This is a genomic window from Pseudomonas tensinigenes, from assembly GCF_014268445.2.
Classification (GTDB): domain Bacteria; phylum Pseudomonadota; class Gammaproteobacteria; order Pseudomonadales; family Pseudomonadaceae; genus Aquipseudomonas; species Aquipseudomonas tensinigenes.
Map to the genome: position 1 here is coordinate 302,504 of NZ_CP077089.1, position 19,124 is coordinate 321,627.

The window sequence follows — 19,124 nt, forward strand, 5'->3', positions numbered from 1 at the left end:
GCCTGAACTGAGCAGTTTTTAACCATGTCTGTGTTCACTCCCCTGGCTCGGCCCGAGCTGGAAACCTTTCTCGCCCCTTACGGGCTTGGCTGTCTGCTTGATTTCCAGGGGATCGCCGCCGGCAGCGAAAACACCAACTTCTTTATCAGCCTGGAGCAGGGCGAATTCGTCCTGACCCTGGTCGAGCGCGGCCCGGTGCAGGAGATGCCGTTCTTCATCGACCTGCTCGATGTCCTGCACGAAGCCGATCTGCCGGTGCCGTACGCGTTGCGCACCACTGACGGCGTGGCGCTGCGTGAGCTGAAAGGCAAACCGGCACTGTTGCAACCGCGCCTGTCCGGCAAGCACATCAAGATCGCCAACGCGCAGCATTGCGCGCAGGTCGGCGAGTTGCAGGCGCACTTGCACCTGGCGACCCAGGGCGAGCGCATGATCAAGCGCAAGACCGACCGTGGCCTCGACTGGATGCTGGAGGAGGGCACGGAGTTTCTTTCGCACCTGAGCGATGAACCGCGTGCGCTGCTGCAACAGGCGTTGGACGAGATTACCGAGCGCAAAGACAAGATTCTTGCGCTGCCCCGGGCGAACATCCACGCCGACCTGTTCCGCGACAACGCGATGTTCGAAGGCACGCACCTGACCGGGCTGATTGACTTCTACAATGCTTGCTCGGGGCCGATGCTGTATGACGTGGCGATTGCCTTGAACGACTGGTGTTCGGACGAGGACGGTTTGATCGATGGGCCGCGTGCTCGCGCATTCCTTGGCGCTTATGCGGCGCTGCGCCCGTTTACGGCGGCGGAAGCTGAGTTGTGGCCGACCATGCTGCGTGTGGCCTGTGTGCGATTCTGGCTGTCGCGGTTGATCGCGGCGGAGCAGTTCGCCGGGCAGGACGTGTTGATTCACGATCCGCGGGAGTTTGAGCAGCGCTTGGCGCAGCGGCAGCAGGTCAGTACACCGTTGCCTTTCGCCCTTTAAAAGCTTCGCGAGCAGGCTCGCTCCCACAGGATTTCGGTGATCCTGTGGGAGCGAGCCTGCTCGCGAATGGGGGCAACACCGATGCCGGGGGTTACAGAGATTCCAGGCACCCGGCCAAATCGTTACCCAGCTTCTCCAATACCTGCTCATAGCCCTGAGCCGTCGCCGGGGTGTACCCGCCCAACGCATCCAGTTCAGCCAGTTTCACCGGCAAACCCGCCACCAGGGTTTCGGCCAGACGCGGACGCAATGGCGGCTCACTGAACACACAAGTCTTGCCCACTTCCTGCAATCGCTTGCGCATCGCCGCAACATGCTGCGCACCGGGCTGCACTTCGGCGGCCACGCTGAACACACCGGCATGCTTCAGGCCATAAGCCTCTTCAAAGTAATCAAACGCTTCGTGGAAGACGAAGTAGGGCTTGCCTTCAACACTGGCCAGACGCTTCTTCAAACGCTGATCCAGTGCGTCCAGACGTTCGTCAAACGCCTTGGCGTTCTTCTGATAGCGCTCGGCATTAGCCGGATCTGCGGTGCTCAAGTCAGCGGCCATCTTGTCGGCAATCACCCGCGCATTCACCGGCGATAGCCACAAATGCGCATCCAGCGTGCCCGGACGATGATCGTGATCATGCTCGTCGGCGTCTTCGGCGTGGGAATGGCTGTCCTCAGCAAAACGCCGCAATTTCATCCCCGGCAAATCCTGCACCGCGACGCTCGGCAGCGTCCGACCATTCAGCACGCGTGGCAGAAAGCCTTCCATGTCCGGGCCGATCCAGTACAGCAGATCGACCGACTGCACCTTCCGTACGTCGGATGGCCGCAACGCGTAATTGTGCGGCGAGGCACCCGGCGGCAGCAGCACTTCGGGAATCGCCACGCCGTCCTGCACCGCCGCTGCAATCAGCTGCAACGGTTTGATGCTGGTGAGGACTTTGACCTCGGCCTGAGCCGAACCGATCAGCAGAAAACTGGCGACAAAAGCCACAAAAACAGAAAAAAGTCGGGACACGATGACCACTCAAGGAGGCGAGAACGGGTAACATAATAACGTCTCTATCAAAACTCGTCGCCGCCCATGCCTATTACACCGATTGCCAGCCGTCCCCACGACCACTCTCATTGCGTGCACAGCGCTTTGTCCGAGGCCGATACCTTGTGCGCCCAGAAAGGCTTGCGCCTGACCGCGTTGCGCCGCCGGGTGCTGGAACTGGTGTGGCAGAGTCACAAGCCGCTGGGCGCCTACGACATTCTCGCTGTACTCAGCGAGCAGGACGGCCGCCGCGCCGCGCCGCCAACCGTGTACCGCGCGCTGGATTTCCTTTTGGAAAACGGCCTGGTGCACCGCATCTCTTCGCTGAACGCCTTCGTCGGCTGCGTCCATCCGGAGCACGCGCATCAGGGCCAGTTCCTGATCTGCCGCGATTGCCACGCTGCCATCGAGCTTGAGCAAAAAGTGATCAGCGACGCGATCATCAACAGCGCCAAAGACGTCGGTTTCATCGTCGAAGCCCAGACCGTCGAAGTCGTCGGCCTGTGCTCCGGTTGCCAGGGGGCTTGATGAGCAACGCGCTGATCCGTCTGGAGCAGGTCGCCGTCACATTTGCCGGGCAGGCTGTGCTGGACAATATCGAGCTGAGCGTCGAGCCGGGGCAGATCGTCACCCTGATCGGCCCCAATGGCGCCGGCAAGACCACGCTGGTGCGCGCCGTGCTGGGCCTGTTGAAACCGGACAGCGGCAGCGTCTGGCGCAAACCGAAACTGCGCGTCGGTTACATGCCGCAAAAACTCCACGTCGATCCGACTCTTCCGCTGTCGGTGCTGCGTTTTCTGCGGCTGGTGCCGGGCGTTGATCGTCCGCGTGCGCTGGCCGCGCTGAAAGAGGTCGGCGCTGAACACGTTATCGACAGCCCTGTGCAAAGCGTTTCCGGCGGTGAAATGCAGCGTGTGCTGCTGGCGCGGGCACTGCTGCGGGAGCCGGAATTGCTGGTGCTCGACGAGCCGGTGCAAGGCGTCGACGTCGCCGGGCAGGCCGAGCTGTACAGCCTGATCACCCGTTTGCGCGACCGCCATGGCTGCGGCGTGCTGATGGTGTCCCACGATTTGCATCTGGTGATGAGCACCACCGACCAAGTGGTCTGCCTCAACCGTCACGTCTGCTGCTCCGGGCATCCCGAGCAGGTCAGTGGCGATCCGGCGTTTGTCGAGCTGTTCGGCAAGAACGCGCAGAGCCTGGCGGTCTATCACCACCATCACGACCACGCTCACGACCTGCACGGCTCGGTGGTCAAAGGGCCGGTTATTGGCCAACCTCACGTTCACGGAGACAACTGCAAGCATGGCTGATTTTCTGTTGTATGCCCTGCTTGCAGGTCTGGCGTTGGCGATTGTTGCAGGTCCGCTGGGTTCGTTCGTGGTCTGGCGGCGCATGGCCTATTTCGGCGACACCTTGTCCCACGCCGCGTTACTCGGTGTGGCGTTGGGCTTTTTGCTGGATGTCAGCCCGACGGTCGCGGTCACCGTAGGCTGCCTGTTGCTGGCGGTGCTGCTGGTCACGCTGCAACAGCGTCAACCGCTGGCGTCTGACACGCTTTTGGGAATTCTCGCACCAAGCACGCTCTCTCTCGGTCTGGTGGTACTAAGCTTCATGCATGAAGTGCGGATCGACCTGATGGCCTATCTGTTCGGCGACCTGCTGGCGATCAGCCCGACCGATCTGGCGTGGATCCTTGGCGGCAGTGCGGCGGTGCTGGTGTTGCTGGTAACGCTGTGGCGGCCATTGCTGGCGATCACCGTGCACGAAGAGCTGGCCAAGGTTGAAGGCCTGCCGGTGGCGGGCCTGCGCATGGCGCTGATGCTGTTGATTGCGGTAGTAATCGCGGTGGCGATGAAAATCGTCGGGGTGTTGCTGATTACCTCGCTGTTGATCATTCCCGCCGCTGCGGCACAGCGTCACGCCCGCTCGCCGGAGCAGATGGCACTGGGCGCGAGCCTGCTGGGCATGCTTGCGGTGTGTGGCGGGCTGGCGCTGTCGTGGTTCAAGGACACCCCGGCGGGGCCGTCAATCGTTGTGACGGCGGCCGCACTGTTTCTGCTGAGTTTTGTTCTGCCCCGTCGCGGGGTGTAGACTTGGCCGCTTTTTGCGCAAATAGAGAGTCGCAGGAATGAAGCCGTTCGCCTCCCGTTATCTGCTCCTTGTCGCATTTTCAGTGCTGCTGGGCGCCTGCCAAAGTACGCCGCCGGTGGCTGAAGTCCCCGATGCGCGGGCTACGGCCATCGCACAGCTGGAACAAAGCCTGGCCAGCAGCGAATTGGCCACTGCCGAAGATCAGTTGGCCGCTTTGCAGAAAGAAACCCCCAACGACCAATCCCTTGAGCAGTACCAGCGCCAATTGGCCGAGGCGTATCTGCGTCGCAGCCAGATCGTGCTGCAGAAGGGCGATGTGAATGCCGCCGCCACGGCGCTGAGCCGTGCCCGTGCGTTGATGCCGAAAGCGCCGGCGCTGACTGGTGGCGTGAATGGCGCCATCACTGAAGCGCGCAAGGCTGAGCTGGAAAAGGCTGAAGCGGCGCTGTTGGCAGCCGAAGCCAAGCCGAAAGCCAAGGTGATCGATCCGACTGCCGAGAGCACTACGGTGGCGCTGAACATCACCGATAGTCGCAAACTTCGCAGGCAACTGGATGCGATCGCTGCGGATGTGGTGAATTATGAGTGTGCCGTCACTATTCAGGCGCCGCGTACCAATGACTATCCGTGGTTGGCGACGTTGCTGAGCAAGCGGGTGAAGAGACTGAACCCGGATTTTGAGCTGAAGATTGTGAAGCAGACCGTGCGCACCGTGCCTGCGCAGATGGTTCTGAGCCCGCGTAAACCGTAAAAAGATCGCAGCCTGCGGCAGCTCCAACATGGGATTGAGGTACACCCTGTAGGAGCTGCCGAAGGCTGCGATCTTTTGCTTTTAAGCCGGAATGGCTTTGGCCTTAGGCTCCCGCGCCCAAACCCGATGCTGCCCGATCGCGGCGAAGAACGGCTTGGTCAACGACGGCACATCCTTGCCTTGCAGCAACCCGGCATCCGCCTCCAGCTTCAGCAAATCCTGCAATTGCTTGGCATCGCCGTGCAGCGCAATCGCCTTCAAATGCTTGTACGCCTCCAGCAGGTAATGCAGCGCAACGCCGTCACCGCTCAACGCCTTCACCGATGCCGCGCCACCCGGCACGAACACCGCGTCAAAAATCACCGACGGCATGCCTTCCATGGACGCATCCACTGGCAGGCTTTTCCCGTCAGCGGTCTTCACTGGCGCCGAAGTCGGCCCCAGCAACTTGGCATGCGCACCTTCAGCGGCCAATGCCTTCTTCATTGCATCAATCGCGGCACCATCGACGCCGTTGGCAGCTAGAATCGCCACTTTTCGGGTTTTGATGTTTTCTGGCAGCAAATTAACCTGGCTCAATGATGGCGAGTGATCGAAAGACACCTTGCGCGCATCCACCGTGCCTTTGGTAGGTGCAGGCAGACCTAGATTAGCCGCCACGCGCTTGGCCAGTTCCAGATCGATGTTGGCCAGAATCTCGTTCACTTCCCGCGCACGGATGAATTCGCGCTCAACCTTGCCCAGCTCGAAGCTGTAAGCGGCAATGATGTGCTCCTTCTCGTGATCGCTCATGCTGTTGAAGAACAACGTCGCCTGAGAGAAGTGATCGCTGAACGACTCGCTGCGCTGGCGGATCTTGTTTGCGTCGATGCGCTCTGGATAACTTTCAAAACCACCGTCCTGAGCCGCTGGCGGCGTTTCTTTCGGCCAGCCGCCATCAATCGAGTTCGGCTCGTAAGAGGCACGACCCTTGTCGATCACCGAACGGTGCTGGGCATCACGCTGGCCATTGTGGAACGGCGCCACCGGGCGGTTGATCGGCAACTCGTGAAAATTCGGTCCACCGAGTCGGCTGATTTGCGTGTCGGTGTAGGAAAACAGCCGACCTTGCAGCAACGGGTCGTTGGAGAAGTCGATGCCCGGCACGATGTGGCCAGGGCAGAACGCGACCTGCTCGGTCTCGGCGAAGAAGTTGTCCGGGTTGCGGTTCAGGGTCATTTTGCCCAGCGGCGTGATCGGCACGATTTCTTCGGGGATCAGCTTGGTCGGGTCGAGGATGTCGAAATCGAAGTCGTGCTCGTTTTCCTCCTCAATGATCTGTACACCGAGTTCCCACTCCGGATAGTCGCCCATCTCGATCGCTTCCCAGAGGTCGCGACGGTGGTAGTCAGTGTCTTTACCGGCAAGCTTCTGCGCCTCGTCCCATACCAGCGAGCACGTGCCGGCGGTTGGGCGCCAGTGAAATTTGACGAAGCGCGATTTGCCTTCAGCGTTGATCAAACGGAAGGTGTGTACACCGAAGCCCTGCATGCTGCGCAGGCTTTTCGGGATCGCCCGGTCGGACATCGCCCAGATGACCATGTGCGCTGATTCCGGCACCAGCGAGACGAAATCCCAGAACGTATCGTGGGCAGAGCCACCGGTAGGGATTTCATTATGCGGCTCAGGTTTCACCGCGTGGACGAAGTCGGGAAACTTGATCGCGTCCTGAATGAAAAACACCGGCATGTTGTTGCCGACAAGGTCGAAGTTGCCTTCATCGGTGAAGAACTTCACTGCGAAGCCACGCACGTCACGCACGGTGTCGCCGGAACCACGTGGGCCCTGCACCGTGGAAAAGCGCACGAATACCGGGGTCTTTTTCCCTGGATCCTGTAGGAAACCGGCCTTGGTCAGCTCCGAATGGTTCTCGTATGCTTGAAAGAAACCATGGGCGCCAGTGCCGCGCGCGTGAACGATGCGTTCCGGGATCCGCTCATGGTCAAAATGCGTGATCTTTTCCCGCATGATGAAGTCTTCAAGCAGCGACGGCCCGCGCGGCCCGGCCTTAAGGGTGTTCTGATTATCGGCGATCTTCACACCCTGGTTGGTGCGCAGGGCCTGGCCGGTGGCATCGGAGCGAAATTTTTCCAGGCTGTCGAGTTTGGCGTTGGTGTTGGCACGATCCGGGGTATCGGTTCCGGCCATCTGGCTTTTATCGGTCGTAGGCTTCTTGCTCATCAGTCGTAAACTCCTCGGTTGACCCCGATGCTGGCCGGGGACTCTTGAGTGGTTCCCGGGCACGGCACCCAGGGTTTTCAAGTCGCTTACTTAGTGACTGATGGGCTGCTTTGGACGTTCCTTTTTTATGACCTTTGATCTTGTTATTGCCAAATCGAAGGTTAATTGCGAAATAAATGCTAAGAACCTCTATACGGACAGGCTAAAATGCGCGCCCGGCTAACCGCTGATCCTTTTCTAACGCGCCCCACAAGGTTCGCTACGTGATCGAGTTTCAAAACGTCCACAAGACTTACCGCGTCGCCGGTAAGGACATTCCCGCGCTGCATCCGACCAGTCTCGCCATCGAGAACGGGCAGGTGTTCGGCCTCATCGGCCATTCCGGCGCGGGCAAAAGTACCCTGCTGCGTCTGATCAATCGCCTGGAAGACTCCAGCGGCGGCAAGATCATCGTCGACGGCGAAGAAGTCACCGCGCTGGACGCCAACGGCCTGCGCCGTTTCCGCCAGCAAGTCGGGATGATCTTCCAGCACTTCAACCTGCTCGCTTCCAAGACCGTGGCCGACAACGTTGCGTTGCCGCTGACCCTGGCCGGCGAACTGTCGGGCGGCGAGATTGACAAGCGTGTTGCCGAATTGCTGGCGCGGGTCGGTCTGTCTGACCACGCCAAGAAGTATCCGGCGCAATTGTCCGGCGGCCAGAAGCAGCGCGTCGGCATCGCCCGCGCCCTGGCGACCAAGCCGAAGATTCTGTTGTGCGACGAGGCCACCAGTGCCCTCGACCCGCAGACCACGGCGTCGGTCCTGCAACTGCTGGCCGAGATCAACCGCGAGCTGAAACTGACCATCGTCCTGATCACCCACGAGATGGACGTCATCCGTCGCGTCTGCGATCAAGTGGCGGTGATGGATGCCGGCGTGATCGTTGAGCAAGGTTCGGTGGCCGATGTGTTCCTGCATCCGCAGCACCCGACCACCAAGCGTTTCGTCCAGGAAAGCGAGCAGATCGACGAAAGCGAGCAACGTGATGACTTTGCTCACGTGCCGGGGCGCATCGTGCGTCTGACCTTCCAGGGCGAAGCGACCTACGCGCCGCTGCTCGGTACCGTCGCCCGGGAAACCGGCGTCGACTACAGCATCCTTGCCGGTCGTATCGACCGCATCAAAGACATTCCGTACGGGCAATTGACCCTCGCCGTCACCGGTGGCGACATGGAAGCGGCCTTCGCCCGCTTCACCGCCGCTGACGTTCACATGGAGGTATTGCGCTAATGGAAGACCTGATCAGTTTCTTCACCAACATCGACTGGTACGAAATCTGGCTGGCCACCGGCGACACCATGCTGATGCTCGGCGGTTCGCTGCTGTTCACCGTGTTGCTGGGCCTGCCGCTGGGCGTGTTGCTGTTCCTCTGCAGCCCGCGTCAGTTGCTGGAAAACCGCGGCCTCTACGCGTTCATGTCGCTGGCGGTGAACATCTTGCGTTCGTTGCCGTTCATTATTCTGTTGATCGTGATGATCCCGTTCACCGTGCTGATCACCGGCACCTCGCTGGGCGTGGCCGGTGCGATTCCGCCGTTGGTAGTCGGTGCCACACCGTTCTTCGCGCGTCTGGTGGAAACCGCGCTGCGTGAAGTCGATCGCGGGATCATCGAAGCGACCCAGTCGATGGGCGCGACCACGCGGCAGATCATCATGAACGCCTTGCTGCCGGAAGCCCGTCCGGGCATCTTCGCGGCGATTACGGTGACGGCGATTACACTGGTGTCCTACACGGCAATGGCCGGTGTGGTCGGTGCCGGTGGTCTGGGTGACCTGGCGATTCGTTTCGGCTACCAGCGTTTCCAGACTGACGTGATGATCGTCACTGTGGTGTTGCTGCTGATTCTGGTGCAAGTGCTGCAGATGGTGGGCGACCGTTTGGTCGTGCATTTTTCGCGCAAATAAGCGGTTTTGTATTGAACAGATGAGCCGGCCATTCGCTGGCAGGCGCCAGACGGGCGCCTCATAAGGAGTTAGCTGAATGAAAAAACTGATCGCTGCTTTTGCTGCCGTTGCAGCATTCTCGGCCCACGCCGAAACCCTGACCGTTGCCGCCACTCCGGTGCCGCACGCGGAAATCCTCGAGTTCGTGAAGCCGGCACTGGCCAAAGAAGGCGTGGATCTGAAGGTCAAGGTCTTCACCGACTACATTCAGCCGAACGTACAGGTCGCGGAAAAGCGCCTGGACGCTAACTTCTTCCAGCACCAGCCGTACCTCGATGAGTTCAACAAGGCCAAGGGCACCAGCCTGGTCGCCGTGACCGGTGTGCACCTGGAGCCACTGGGCGCCTACTCGAGCAAGCTCAAGGACCTGAAGGATCTGCCAAGCGGCGCCAACGTGGTGATCCCGAACGACGCCACCAACGGCGGCCGTGCGCTGTTGCTGCTGGCCAAGGCTGGCGTGATCACCCTGAAGGATCCGACCAACATCCTGTCGACCGTCAAAGACATCGCGACCAACCCGAAAGACCTGAAGATCCGTGAACTGGAAGCCGCGACCATCCCGCGCGTGCTGACCCAGGTCGATCTGGCGCTGATCAACACCAACTACGCGCTGGAAGCCAAGCTCGATCCGTCCAAGGATGCGCTGGTGATCGAAGGTAACGACTCGCCGTACGTGAACATCCTCGTGTCCCGCGCGGACAACAAGGACAGCGACGCGATGAAGAAACTCGCTGCTGCGCTGCACAGCCCGGAAGTGAAGAAGTTCATTACCGAGAAGTACAAGGGTGCGGTATTGCCGGCGTTCTGATTCAGGAATGCTGCAACGAAAAGGGGACGCCATGCGCGTCCCCTTTTTTGTGTCTGGTGCTTGGCTTTGGAACTGTTGTGAAGCTGCCCCTCACCCCAGCCCTCTCCCGGAGGGAGAGGGGGCCGACCGAGGTGTCGGGCGTCATACATCGACCTGAAAGATCCAGTCGATTATGGATTCGGCACAGCACATCGATCTGAACGATCTTGGCGATTATGGCTTCAGCACAGCGATTACAGGTCGGCGTATTTCGTCAGCATCCCCCAATCAGTCCCCTCTCCCTCTGGGCGGTCCGACGTTTCGGGAGGGCTAGGGTGAGGGGCTTTTCGCTCTTCAGCTTTTATTTGCGGTTAAGCATCACCGGCAACTGTGCAACCAGTTTGGCGTTGTTCAACGGCGCTCGAATAAACCCACGCTGCGTCCCGTCCGGCCCGATCACCGCCAGATTGCCGCTATGGTCGACGGTGTAATTCGGCTTACTGGTGTCCGCCGGAATAAACGGAATACTCACCGCGTTCGCCACCTTCTGCAGCTCTTCAATCGAGGTCGGTGTCAGGCCAATGAACTGCGGATCAAAGTAGCCCAGATACTGCTTCAACTGCTTCGGGTTATCGCGGTTCGGGTCAACGCTGACCAGCACGATCTGCAACTTGTCCACAGCGTCCTTGGGCAGTTCGCTTTTGATCTGGCGCAGCTGTGCGAGGGTGGTCGGGCAGATGTCCGGGCAGAAGGTGTAGCCGAAAAACAGCAGACTCCACTTACCTTTGAGCTCGTTGATCGCCACCGGCTTGCCGTCCTGATCGGTCATCGTCACGTCCGGCAGATTGCGGCTCTGCGGCAGCAGAATAATGCCGGCGTCGATCAACGCAGTCGGGTCGCCCTGGCCCTTGCCGCTCAGCACTTTGTTGACGGTAAGTCCCAGGATCAGCGCGATCACGGCGACGAGGATGAAGACGGTTTTCTGGGTTCGAGTCATAGGTTCAACAGTAAGTAGTGGTCTACGAGCAGGGCGATGAACAGCAGAAACAAGTACCAGATAGAGTACTTGAAGGTGTTGATCGCCGCGTGCGGCCGAGTGCCACGGTACAGCACCACGGCCCATTGCAGAAACCTTGCGCCGAGGGCGAGCGCGCAAATCAGGTAGAGCATGCCGCTCATGTGAATCACGTACGGCAGCAGACTCACCGCCAGCAGAGCGAAGGTGTAGAGCAGAATGTGCACTTTGGTGTAGTGCTCGCCGTGGGTGACCGGCAGCATCGGGATGTCGGCCTTGGCGTATTCCTCCTTGCGATGGATCGCCAGCGCCCAGAAGTGCGGCGGGGTCCAGGCGAAGATGATCAGCACCAGCAACAACGGTTCGGCGCTGACATGGCCGGTGGCAGCGGTCCAGCCGAGCAGCGGCGGGGCGGCGCCGGCAAGGCCTCCGATGACGATGTTCTGTGGCGTCGCACGCTTGAGGAAACCGGTGTAGATCACCGCGTAACCGAGCAGCGAAGCCAGGGTCAGCCAAGCGGTCAGCGGATTGGTGAAGGTCAGCAACAAGGCCTGACCGAGCAGTGCCAGCACCAGTGCAAACGTCAGCGCTGCCGCCGGTGAAACCCGGCCCTCAGCCAGCGGCCGTTTATGCGTGCGCGCCATCACCGCATCGATACGCCGATCGACCACATGATTGACCGCCGCCGCGCCACCAGCACACAGGGCAATCCCCAGATTGCCGAACACCAGCACCGTCCACGGCACCCCGGCGCGGGTCGCGAGGAACATGCCGACCAGCGAGGTGATGAGCATCAGCACCACGACTTTCGGTTTGGTCAGTTCCAGATAATCACGCCAGATCGCCTGATGCGGACGTTCGCCAATCAGAATCGCCACGGCGTTTCTCCTTTAATAGTGATGGGCGCGGCCGCGTGTTTGCGCGGGCTCAGACGCCAGCGTGCGAGCACCGGTTGTTTGACCCGAACCAGACTGGTGCGCGCGTGGTAATTGACCAGCACCATGGTCAGCAACAGCGCCGCACCGCCAGCGTTATGCGCGACCGCCACTGGCAGCGGCAGATGGAACAAGACATTGCTGATGCCGAGGGTGATTTGTGCGGTGAGGGCGATCAGTACCAGACCAGCCAAGCGAGTCATGCCAACCACTTTCAACTGCCAGGCCAGACCGAGCAAAACAAACGTCACCAGCAGCGCGCCGATGCGGTGAGTCAGGTGAATCGCCGTGCGCGCATCGCTGTCGAGTTGTCCGCCCAAGTAATTCGGGCCGATGTGTTGAGTCAGGTGAAAACCATTGGCGAAATCCGCTGGCGGCAACCATTGCCCGTGGCAGGTCGGAAAATCGATGCACGCCACCGCCGCGTAGTTGGAACTGACCCAGCCACCCAGCGCGATCTGGCCAATCACCAGCAACAATCCCGCCGTCGCCCAATACTGCAGACGCTTGGGTACGGTCAGCGCCGGCAGCACGCCGGACAATCTAAGCGTCATCAAAAACAACAGACTCAGCGTCGCAAACCCGCCGAGCAAATGCCCGGTGACCACTTGCGGCCAGAGCTTGAGCGTCACCGTCCACATGCCGAACGCTGCTTGCGCAAACACCACCGCCAGCAGAAACAGCGGCAGCTTCAACGGCTGCCCCGGATGACGCCGATTGACCCACGCGCGCCCGGCGAGAATCGAAATCAGCAGGCCGAGGGTGCCGGCGAAATAGCGGTGAATCATCTCGTTCCAGCCCTTGTGCGCCTCCACCGGCGAGTCGGGGTAATGCAGTTCGGCATGAGCCAGTTGGGCTTCGCTTTTCGGCACGCTGATAAAGCCGTAGCAGCCCGGCCAGTCCGGACAGCCGAGGCCGGCGTGGGTCAGGCGCGTATAGGCGCCGAGCAGCACCACAATCAGTGCCAGCAGGGTGGCAAACAGCGCGAGGCGAAATCCAGGTTTGGCCATGACGATGCCCTTATCCGATGTTCGACAGTTTCAGCAGGTGCCGCAGGTCGTTGAGCAGATCCTTGCCTTTCACATTCGGCTCGTAGCGCAGCACGAGGTTGCCGTGCGGATCGATGATCCACAGCTGCGGCGTGGCTTTGTCGCCAGTGGTTTTGCTGAACACACCAGCGTCCAGCGGATAGCGTTGCAGTTGTGGATATTCACGGGTCAGCTTGGCTTCGTAATCGGCGCTCACCGGTTGCGCCACGGCGAGGGCATGGCTGGCGCGGCCAGCCTCGCGACCGAGGCCGATCTGGATCTGCCGCGCCAGATACACCAGTTGCTGGCAATCCACCGCGCAATCCTTCGGCGCGGTGACCAGCATCTGCCAGCGTTGTTCATCGGCTTGCACGCCGAGGTCGGCGCGGGTCTGGCCGTTGCCGATCAGCTCACCGTGATAGCTGCGACCTTCCGGCACCCAGAACTGCAATTTGTACATGCCGGTGGCGAGCAGCATCGGGCCGACCACACCGAGCACAATCAGCAACAGCTGAATGCGCCCGCGACGGCGACTGGCGGCAGGTTTCGCCTCAGACATGCTGGGTGGATTCATGGCCGTTCCCATGGTGTTTCTCCTTTGCGTTGTGCAAGCCCAAATAGATGTAGAGGCCGAGCAGGGCGGTGGCCATGGCGAACCACTGCACGGCGTAACCGAGGTGTTTTTCCGGGCCCATGGCGACCACCGGCCAATCGGCCTCGTAGCTGGCCGGGCCGGGTTCGGCGCGTAATTCGTAGGCGAAGCCGTCGCGCTCGAGGGTTTTCCACAGCTTGGCCGGGTCGACGGCAGTGATGGTTTGCGGCCAGGTGTTGCTGACCGGATCGGCGTGCAACTGGAAAGTAGCGCCGGGGGCGACGTAGACCCAGGCGTCGATATTCAGCGCATCGGCAGGTGTGGAAAATTGTGGCGGCACGCGGCGGTCCGGCCACGGCAACCAGCCGCGATTGACCAGCAGCCACAAACCGCTGCGTTGGTCCTGAAACGGTTGCAGCAGCTCGACGCCGACCTTGCCGTTTCGCTGACGGTTATCCAGGAGCAAGCTGTGCGCGGCATCGAACTGGCCGTGCAGATGCACACGGCGATAGGCCGGATCGGCGCTGCTCAGCAACTCGCTGCTGGCCATCGGTTGCGCGGCGCGGCGTTCGGCGTAGCTGGCGAGCAGGGCGGTTTTCTCGGCGCCCCGGCTCAGTTGCCAGTAGCCCAGCGACACCAGCAGCGGCAGCAACAACGCCACCACCACGGTCGGTATCACGCCCGGGCGAAAGCGCTTCATGGCCGCGCCACAAAGTCAGTCGTTGCGATCGCTATACTCAACTGCATCGCCTGTCCCCCGGAGTTCTTCCCATGCTCAAAACAGCGATCGTCCTGATGCTGATTGCCACGGTGATCAGCCTGTTCAGCGGCCTGTTTTTCCTGGTCAAGGACGACAGCAGCTCGAATCGCCTGGTCATCGCCTTGAGTGTTCGGGTGGCATTGGCCGCTGCTACCGTCGGCTTGATCGCCTGGGGCTTTTACAGCGGCCAACTGGTGTCCCACGTTACGTGGTAGCTACGAGCTTATAGCCTCTAGCTGCAAGCTTGAAACTTGCGGCTTGCAGCTGCTGTTAAAGCACATAAACGAAGATAAACAGGCCGATCCACACCACGTCGACGAAGTGCCAATACCAGCTCGCCGCTTCGAAACCGAACTGGTGCTCGTTGTCGAAATGGCCCTTCATGATGCGCATCAGCATCACGAACAGAATGATCGTGCCGATGGTCACGTGGGCGCCGTGGAATCCGGTGAGCATGAAGAACGTCGCGCCATAAATGCCCGAACCGAGGGTCAGGCCCAGTTCGTGATAGGCGTGGATGTATTCCTCAGCCTGGAAACCGAGAAACGCGCAGCCGAGCAGCACGGTGATCGCCAGCCAGATTTTCAGCGCGCCGCGATGGCCCTTCTTCAAGGCGTGGTGGGCGATGGTGATGGTCACGCTGGAGCTGACCAGCAGAATCGTGTTGATCAGCGGCAGGCCCCACGGGCTGATGATGTCCTTAGGCGGCGGGAACAGTTTCGGATCCGGCGTGTGCAGCAGCGGCCAGGTGAACTGGAAATTCGGCCAGAGCATGTGCGCGATACCTTTGGTACCTTCACCGCCGAGCGCCGGCCCAGAGATGTGTCGCACGTAAAACAGCGCACCGAAGAAGGCGATGAAGAACATCACCTCGGAGAAGATGAACCAACTCATGCCCCAGCGGAACGAGCGATCCAGCTGCGCGCTGTAGAGTCCCGCGCGGCTTTCCTTGATCACCGTGCCGAACCAGCCGAACAGCATGTACGCCACCAGCAGGCCACCGATGAAAAAGATCAGCGGGCCGTGGGATTCCGGGCGCGCGGCCTTCAGATCGTTGAACCAGGTGGCCAGGCCGTACACGGTGACGAGCATCCCGACCGTGGCAATGATCGGCCATTTGCTTTGGGCCGGAACGAAATAATGCTCATGAGTTGCCATTTATTGTTCTCCTTATCGGGCACGCTCAACCGCCAGTGTTTGCAGCCACCGGCGGATGTCGGGCGGTGATATCGAACAGCGTGTAGGACAGCGTCAGGTGCTTCACATCCTTGGGCATGTCGCGGTCAACAATGAAGCGCACCGGCATCTCGATCTGCTGACCGGGCTGCAGCACCTGCTGGGTAAAACAAAAGCATTCGGTCTTGTGGAAATACGCTGCCGCGTTGCTCGGCGCGATACTCGGCACGGCTTGCGCACTCATCGGTTTGTCGGTGGGGTTGCGCGCGATGAAAATCATCTCGTTGACCGCGCCGGGGTTGGCGGTGAGTTCGTCATGCTTGGGGTAGAAGTCCCATGGCATATCGGCGGTGTTGGTCGACAGGAATTGCACGCGCACCTGGCGTGAGGTGTCGACGACCTGCTCACCCTCGTACTGCCCGGCAGTCTTGCCGTTGATGCCGAAGGCCTTGCACATCACGTCGTAGATCGGCACCAGGGCAAAACCGAAGACGAACATCGCCACCACCACCCCGAGCAGGCGGGTGACCAGTTTTTTCATCGAGATCGAGTCAGCCATGATTCGTGCCTCTCATCAGATCCCTTGTGGGAGCGAGCCTGCTCGCGAAGCAGACAACTCGGTGCATCAGATGAACCGCGTCATCGTTCTTCGCGAGCAGGCTCGCTCCCACAGGGAGATCTGTGTTCATTTCACTTCCGGCGGTGTGGTGAAGGTGTGATACGGCGCCGGTGACGGCACGCTCCACTCCAGACCTTCCGCACCATCCCAAGGCTTGGCCGGTGCAGGTTCGCCACCCCGAATGGTCTTGATCACGATGAACAGGAAGAAGATCTGCGTGGCACCGAACATGAACGCGCCGATCGACGAAACCATATTGAAGTCGGCGAACTGCAGGTTGTAGTCCGGGATCCGTCGCGGCATCCCCGCCAGGCCCACGAAGTGCATCGGGAAGAAGGTCAGGTTCATGCCGACGAACGACAGCCAGAAATGCAGCTTGCCGAGGGTTTCGTCGTACATGTGCCCGGTCCATTTCGGCAACCAGTAATAGGCCGAGGCGAAGATCCCGAAGATCGCCCCCGGCACCAGCACATAGTGGAAGTGCGCGACCACAAAGTAGGTGTCCTGGTACTGGAAGTCCGCCGGGGCGATGGCCAGCATCAGCCCGGAGAAACCGCCGATGGAAAACAGGATCACGAACGCCACTGCAAACAGCATCGGCGTCTCGAAGGTCATTGAGCCTTGCCACATGGTGCTGGCCCAGTTGAACACCTTGACTCCGGTCGGCACGGCGATGAGCATGGTCGCGTACATGAAGAACAATTCGCCCACCAACGGAATGCCGACCACGAACATGTGGTGCGCCCAGACGATGAACGACAGGAACGCGATGCTCGCTGTGGCGTAGACCATCGAGGTGTAGCCGAACAGCGGTTTGCGCGCGAAGGTCGGGATGATCTGGCTGACCGCGCCGAACGCCGGCAGGATCATGATGTACACCTCAGGGTGGCCGAAGAACCAGAACACATGCTGGAACAGTACCGGGTCACCGCCACCGGCAGCGCTGAAGAAACTGGTGCCGAAGTGGATGTCCATCAGCATCATCGTCACGCACCCGGCCAGCACCGGCATCACCGCGATCAGCAGGAACGCGGTGATCAGCCAGGTCCAGACGAACAGCGGCATTTTCATCAGCGTCATGCCGGGGGCGCGCAGGTTGAGAATGGTCGCGATCACGTTGATCGCGCCCATGATCGAACTGATCCCCATCAGGTGGATGGCAAAGATGAAGAAGGTCACGCTTTCCGGCGCGTAAGTCGTCGACAGCGGTGCGTAAAAGGTCCAGCCGAAGTTCGGCCCGCCACCGGGGCTGAACAGGGTCGAGACCAGCAGCAGAAACGCCGCCGGCAGCAGCCAGAAGCTGAAGTTGTTCATCCGTGGCAGGGCCATGTCTGGCGCGCCGACCATCAGTGGGATCATCCAGTTGGCGAGGCCGACGAACGCCGGCATCACCGCACCGAAAACCATCACCAGACCATGCATGGTGGTCATCTGGTTGAAGAAGGCCGGCTCGACGATCTGCAAACCGGGCTGGAACAGCTCGGCACGGATCACCATGGCGAACGAGCCGCCAAGCAGGAACATCAGGAACGCAAACCACAGGTACAGCGTGCCGATGTCTTTGTGGTTGGTGGTCAGTACCCAGCGCATCAGGCCTTTGGCGGGGCCGTGGGCGTGGTCGGCATGACCGTGGTCATCGATGACAGCGCTCATGGCCGGTCTCCTTTACGTGAGTGGGCGGGGCGGGCCGGGGCGTGGTGCCCCGGCCGGTTCACGAAGTACGCGATAGACCGGCTCATTTGCTTTCCGCCTGTTTCAGCTCCAGCACTTCTTTTGGCGTGACCATGTCGCCCTTGTTGTTGCCCCAGGCGTTACGTTCGTAGGTCACGACCGCTGCGATATCGACTTCCGACAGCTGTTTGCCGAATGCCGCCATGGCGGTGCCGGGTTTGCCGTGGAAGACAATGCTCAAGTGATCCTTGATCGGGCCGGTGGCAATTTTCGAGCCCTTGAGTGCCGGGAACATCGGCGGCAGGCCTTGGCCTTCGGCCTGGTGACAGGCAACGCAGGTGGTGTGATAAACCTTGTCGCCGCGCTCCTTGAGTTCGTCGAGGGTCCAATCCTTGCTGGTCAGCTCTTTAAGCTGCGCGGCCTCGGCCTTGCGCTCGGCGAGCCACTTCTCGTAATCGGCCTTGTCCTTGACCTCGACCACGATCGGCATAAAGCCGTGATCCTTGCCGCAAAGTTCGGCGCACTGGCCACGGTAAAGCCCGGGCTTGTCGACACGCGTCCAGGCCTCATTGACGAACCCCGGGATCGCATCGCGCTTGACCGCGAAGGCCGGCACCCACCAGGAATGGATAACGTCGGCGGAGGTCACGAGGAAGCGCACCTTGGCCCCGGTCGGCAGCACCAATGGCTTGTCGACCTCAAGCAAGTAGTGCTCGCCCTTGGCTTCCTTGTTGTGGATCTGTTCGGCGGGGGTGGCCAGGTTGCTGAAGAACTCGACGTCCTGGCCCAGGTATTTGTAGTGCCACTTCCACTGATAACCGGTGACCTGGATATCGATGTCCGGCTCACTGGTGTCGTACATCTTGATCAGGGTGGCAGTCGCCGGTACGGCCATGGCCACCAGAATCAGCAGCGGCACGACGGTCCACATGATTTCGACGCCGGTGCTTTCGTGGAATTTTGCGGCGACCTGCCCGGTAGAACGGCGGTGCACCATCATCGACCAGAACATGGCGCCGAAGACGATGATCCCGATCACCACACAGATCCAGAAAATGGTCATGTGCAGGTCGAATACTGCGTGACTGATTTCAGTCGCTCCAGGCGCCATATTCACAGTCCAGGCGGCGTGCGCCGGGCTGAAAATCGACCACAACAGGAGGCCCATCCAGACGTGTGGATGTCGCATCATTGCGGGTTCCCCTTATCGTTCTTGTTATCCCGCCGGCTTTCGCCTGCGGCAAGGGAGCGGCTGCATCAGACTACGAACTTGAATCGCCGGGCCTTGCTGCGGGTGCAGTCGGGCGTCATCAGCTAACTCCATTCACTGGCGAGTATAGACAGCGACTGAGAATTGCAATGTGAGGACGTAAATCAACTGAAACAGCCGGGACTTGCGTTCAAGGGCACGAATGGAGAAGGATGCAGACGAGTGGTGGCAAACCGATATAACGCAGGTGCATCAAGGATGAAATAATTAT

At 60.5% G+C, this 19,124-nt stretch carries 20 protein-coding genes; 9 read left to right on the top strand and 11 right to left on the bottom strand.

Annotation, left to right across the window (positions count from 1 at the left end; genetic code table 11):
• Positions 1–24: 24 nt before the first annotated feature.
• Positions 25–978: a homoserine kinase gene (locus tag HU718_RS01360; protein ID WP_186613143.1), complete on the top strand. Its 954-nt coding sequence runs from the start codon at positions 25–27 to the stop codon at positions 976–978.
• 91 nt (positions 979–1,069) lie between these two features.
• Here the strand turns inward: HU718_RS01360 and HU718_RS01365 are convergent, their stop codons facing one another.
• The gene (locus HU718_RS01365) at positions 1,070–1,990 is read right to left on the bottom strand and encodes a zinc ABC transporter substrate-binding protein (protein WP_127925312.1); all 921 of its coding nucleotides are present in this window, start codon (positions 1,988–1,990) and stop codon (positions 1,070–1,072) included.
• A gap of 66 nt (positions 1,991–2,056) precedes the next feature.
• On the opposite strand from HU718_RS01365, the gene HU718_RS01370 reads away from it, so the two are divergent.
• From HU718_RS01370 to HU718_RS01385, 4 genes are read left to right on the top strand one after another with little or no spacing between them, the layout of a single operon-like run.
• Positions 2,057–2,539 carry a Fur family transcriptional regulator gene (locus HU718_RS01370; RefSeq protein WP_007911760.1) on the top strand — a complete coding sequence of 161 codons (483 nt, stop codon included), beginning with the start codon at positions 2,057–2,059 and terminating at the stop codon, positions 2,537–2,539.
• A complete protein-coding gene (znuC, locus tag HU718_RS01375) occupies positions 2,539–3,324 on the top strand; it encodes a zinc ABC transporter ATP-binding protein ZnuC (protein ID WP_007911759.1) in 786 nt (261 codons plus the stop codon). Before HU718_RS01370 ends, znuC begins: the two co-directional genes overlap by 1 nt.
• The gene (gene znuB, locus HU718_RS01380; RefSeq protein ID WP_007911758.1) at positions 3,317–4,105 is read left to right on the top strand and encodes a zinc ABC transporter permease subunit ZnuB; all 789 of its coding nucleotides are present in this window, start codon (positions 3,317–3,319) and stop codon (positions 4,103–4,105) included. Before znuC ends, znuB begins: the two co-directional genes overlap by 8 nt.
• A 37-nt stretch (positions 4,106–4,142) precedes the next feature.
• A complete protein-coding gene (locus HU718_RS01385; protein WP_186613141.1) occupies positions 4,143–4,856 on the top strand; it encodes a PA5502 family lipoprotein in 714 nt (237 codons plus the stop codon).
• Positions 4,857–4,937: 81 nt separating this feature from the next.
• Here HU718_RS01385 and katE read toward each other — a convergent pair whose 3' ends face one another.
• Positions 4,938–7,079 (bottom strand): catalase HPII, encoded by a 2,142-nt coding sequence (katE, locus tag HU718_RS01390; RefSeq protein ID WP_186613415.1) that lies wholly within the window; start codon positions 7,077–7,079, stop codon positions 4,938–4,940.
• Positions 7,080–7,339: 260 nt separating this feature from the next.
• Here katE and HU718_RS01395 point away from each other — a divergent pair, with 260 nt between their 5' ends.
• The 3 genes from HU718_RS01395 to HU718_RS01405 all read left to right on the top strand — a co-directional run bounded on the left by HU718_RS01395 (position 7,340) and on the right by HU718_RS01405 (position 9,868).
• On the top strand, positions 7,340–8,347 hold the full coding sequence (locus HU718_RS01395) for a methionine ABC transporter ATP-binding protein (RefSeq protein ID WP_186613139.1): 1,008 nt from the start codon (positions 7,340–7,342) through the stop codon (positions 8,345–8,347).
• Positions 8,347–9,021: a methionine ABC transporter permease gene (locus HU718_RS01400; RefSeq protein ID WP_016986455.1), complete on the top strand. Its 675-nt coding sequence runs from the start codon at positions 8,347–8,349 to the stop codon at positions 9,019–9,021. Before HU718_RS01395 ends, HU718_RS01400 begins: the two co-directional genes overlap by 1 nt.
• A gap of 76 nt (positions 9,022–9,097) precedes the next feature.
• Positions 9,098–9,868: a MetQ/NlpA family ABC transporter substrate-binding protein gene (locus tag HU718_RS01405; RefSeq protein WP_102902569.1), complete on the top strand. Its 771-nt coding sequence runs from the start codon at positions 9,098–9,100 to the stop codon at positions 9,866–9,868.
• Between the two features lie 340 nt (positions 9,869–10,208).
• Here HU718_RS01405 and HU718_RS01410 read toward each other — a convergent pair whose 3' ends face one another.
• Genes HU718_RS01410 through HU718_RS01430 form a run of 5 tightly spaced genes read right to left on the bottom strand, consistent with a single transcriptional unit; the run spans position 10,209 to position 14,117 of the window.
• Positions 10,209–10,844: an SCO family protein gene (locus HU718_RS01410; RefSeq protein ID WP_008081211.1), complete on the bottom strand. Its 636-nt coding sequence runs from the start codon at positions 10,842–10,844 to the stop codon at positions 10,209–10,211.
• A complete protein-coding gene (gene cyoE, locus HU718_RS01415) occupies positions 10,841–11,740 on the bottom strand; it encodes a heme o synthase (RefSeq protein WP_077575206.1) in 900 nt (299 codons plus the stop codon). Before cyoE ends, HU718_RS01410 begins: the two co-directional genes overlap by 4 nt.
• On the bottom strand, positions 11,728–12,807 hold the full coding sequence (locus tag HU718_RS01420; RefSeq protein ID WP_186613137.1) for a COX15/CtaA family protein: 1,080 nt from the start codon (positions 12,805–12,807) through the stop codon (positions 11,728–11,730). The genes cyoE and HU718_RS01420 overlap by 13 nt, the downstream gene beginning before the upstream one ends.
• 10 nt (positions 12,808–12,817) lie before the next feature.
• The gene (locus HU718_RS01425; RefSeq protein ID WP_095119897.1) at positions 12,818–13,411 is read right to left on the bottom strand and encodes a PA_0111/PP_0108 family redox-active disulfide protein; all 594 of its coding nucleotides are present in this window, start codon (positions 13,409–13,411) and stop codon (positions 12,818–12,820) included.
• Positions 13,377–14,117, bottom strand: a complete 741-nt coding sequence (locus HU718_RS01430; RefSeq protein WP_186613135.1) for an SURF1 family protein — start codon at positions 14,115–14,117, stop codon at positions 13,377–13,379. Before HU718_RS01430 ends, HU718_RS01425 begins: the two co-directional genes overlap by 35 nt.
• Positions 14,118–14,188: 71 nt before the next feature.
• Here HU718_RS01430 and HU718_RS01435 point away from each other — a divergent pair, with 71 nt between their 5' ends.
• Positions 14,189–14,392, top strand: coding sequence for a twin transmembrane helix small protein (locus HU718_RS01435; protein ID WP_102902573.1), 204 nt, complete (start codon positions 14,189–14,191; stop codon positions 14,390–14,392).
• A gap of 55 nt (positions 14,393–14,447) precedes the next feature.
• Here HU718_RS01435 and HU718_RS01440 read toward each other — a convergent pair whose 3' ends face one another.
• From HU718_RS01440 to coxB, 4 genes are all read right to left on the bottom strand, one after another.
• Positions 14,448–15,335, bottom strand: a complete 888-nt coding sequence (locus tag HU718_RS01440) for a cytochrome c oxidase subunit 3 (RefSeq protein ID WP_095119637.1) — start codon at positions 15,333–15,335, stop codon at positions 14,448–14,450.
• Between the two features lie 25 nt (positions 15,336–15,360).
• Positions 15,361–15,912 (bottom strand): cytochrome c oxidase assembly protein, encoded by a 552-nt coding sequence (locus HU718_RS01445; protein ID WP_102902574.1) that lies wholly within the window; start codon positions 15,910–15,912, stop codon positions 15,361–15,363.
• Positions 15,913–16,038: 126 nt separating this feature from the next.
• Complete coding sequence (gene ctaD / locus HU718_RS01450; protein ID WP_095119635.1) at positions 16,039–17,625, bottom strand: cytochrome c oxidase subunit I; 1,587 nt, start codon at positions 17,623–17,625, stop codon at positions 16,039–16,041.
• An 82-nt stretch (positions 17,626–17,707) separates the two neighbouring features.
• The gene (coxB, locus tag HU718_RS01455; RefSeq protein ID WP_150708342.1) at positions 17,708–18,835 is read right to left on the bottom strand and encodes a cytochrome c oxidase subunit II; all 1,128 of its coding nucleotides are present in this window, start codon (positions 18,833–18,835) and stop codon (positions 17,708–17,710) included.
• Positions 18,836–19,124 lie beyond the last annotated feature (289 nt).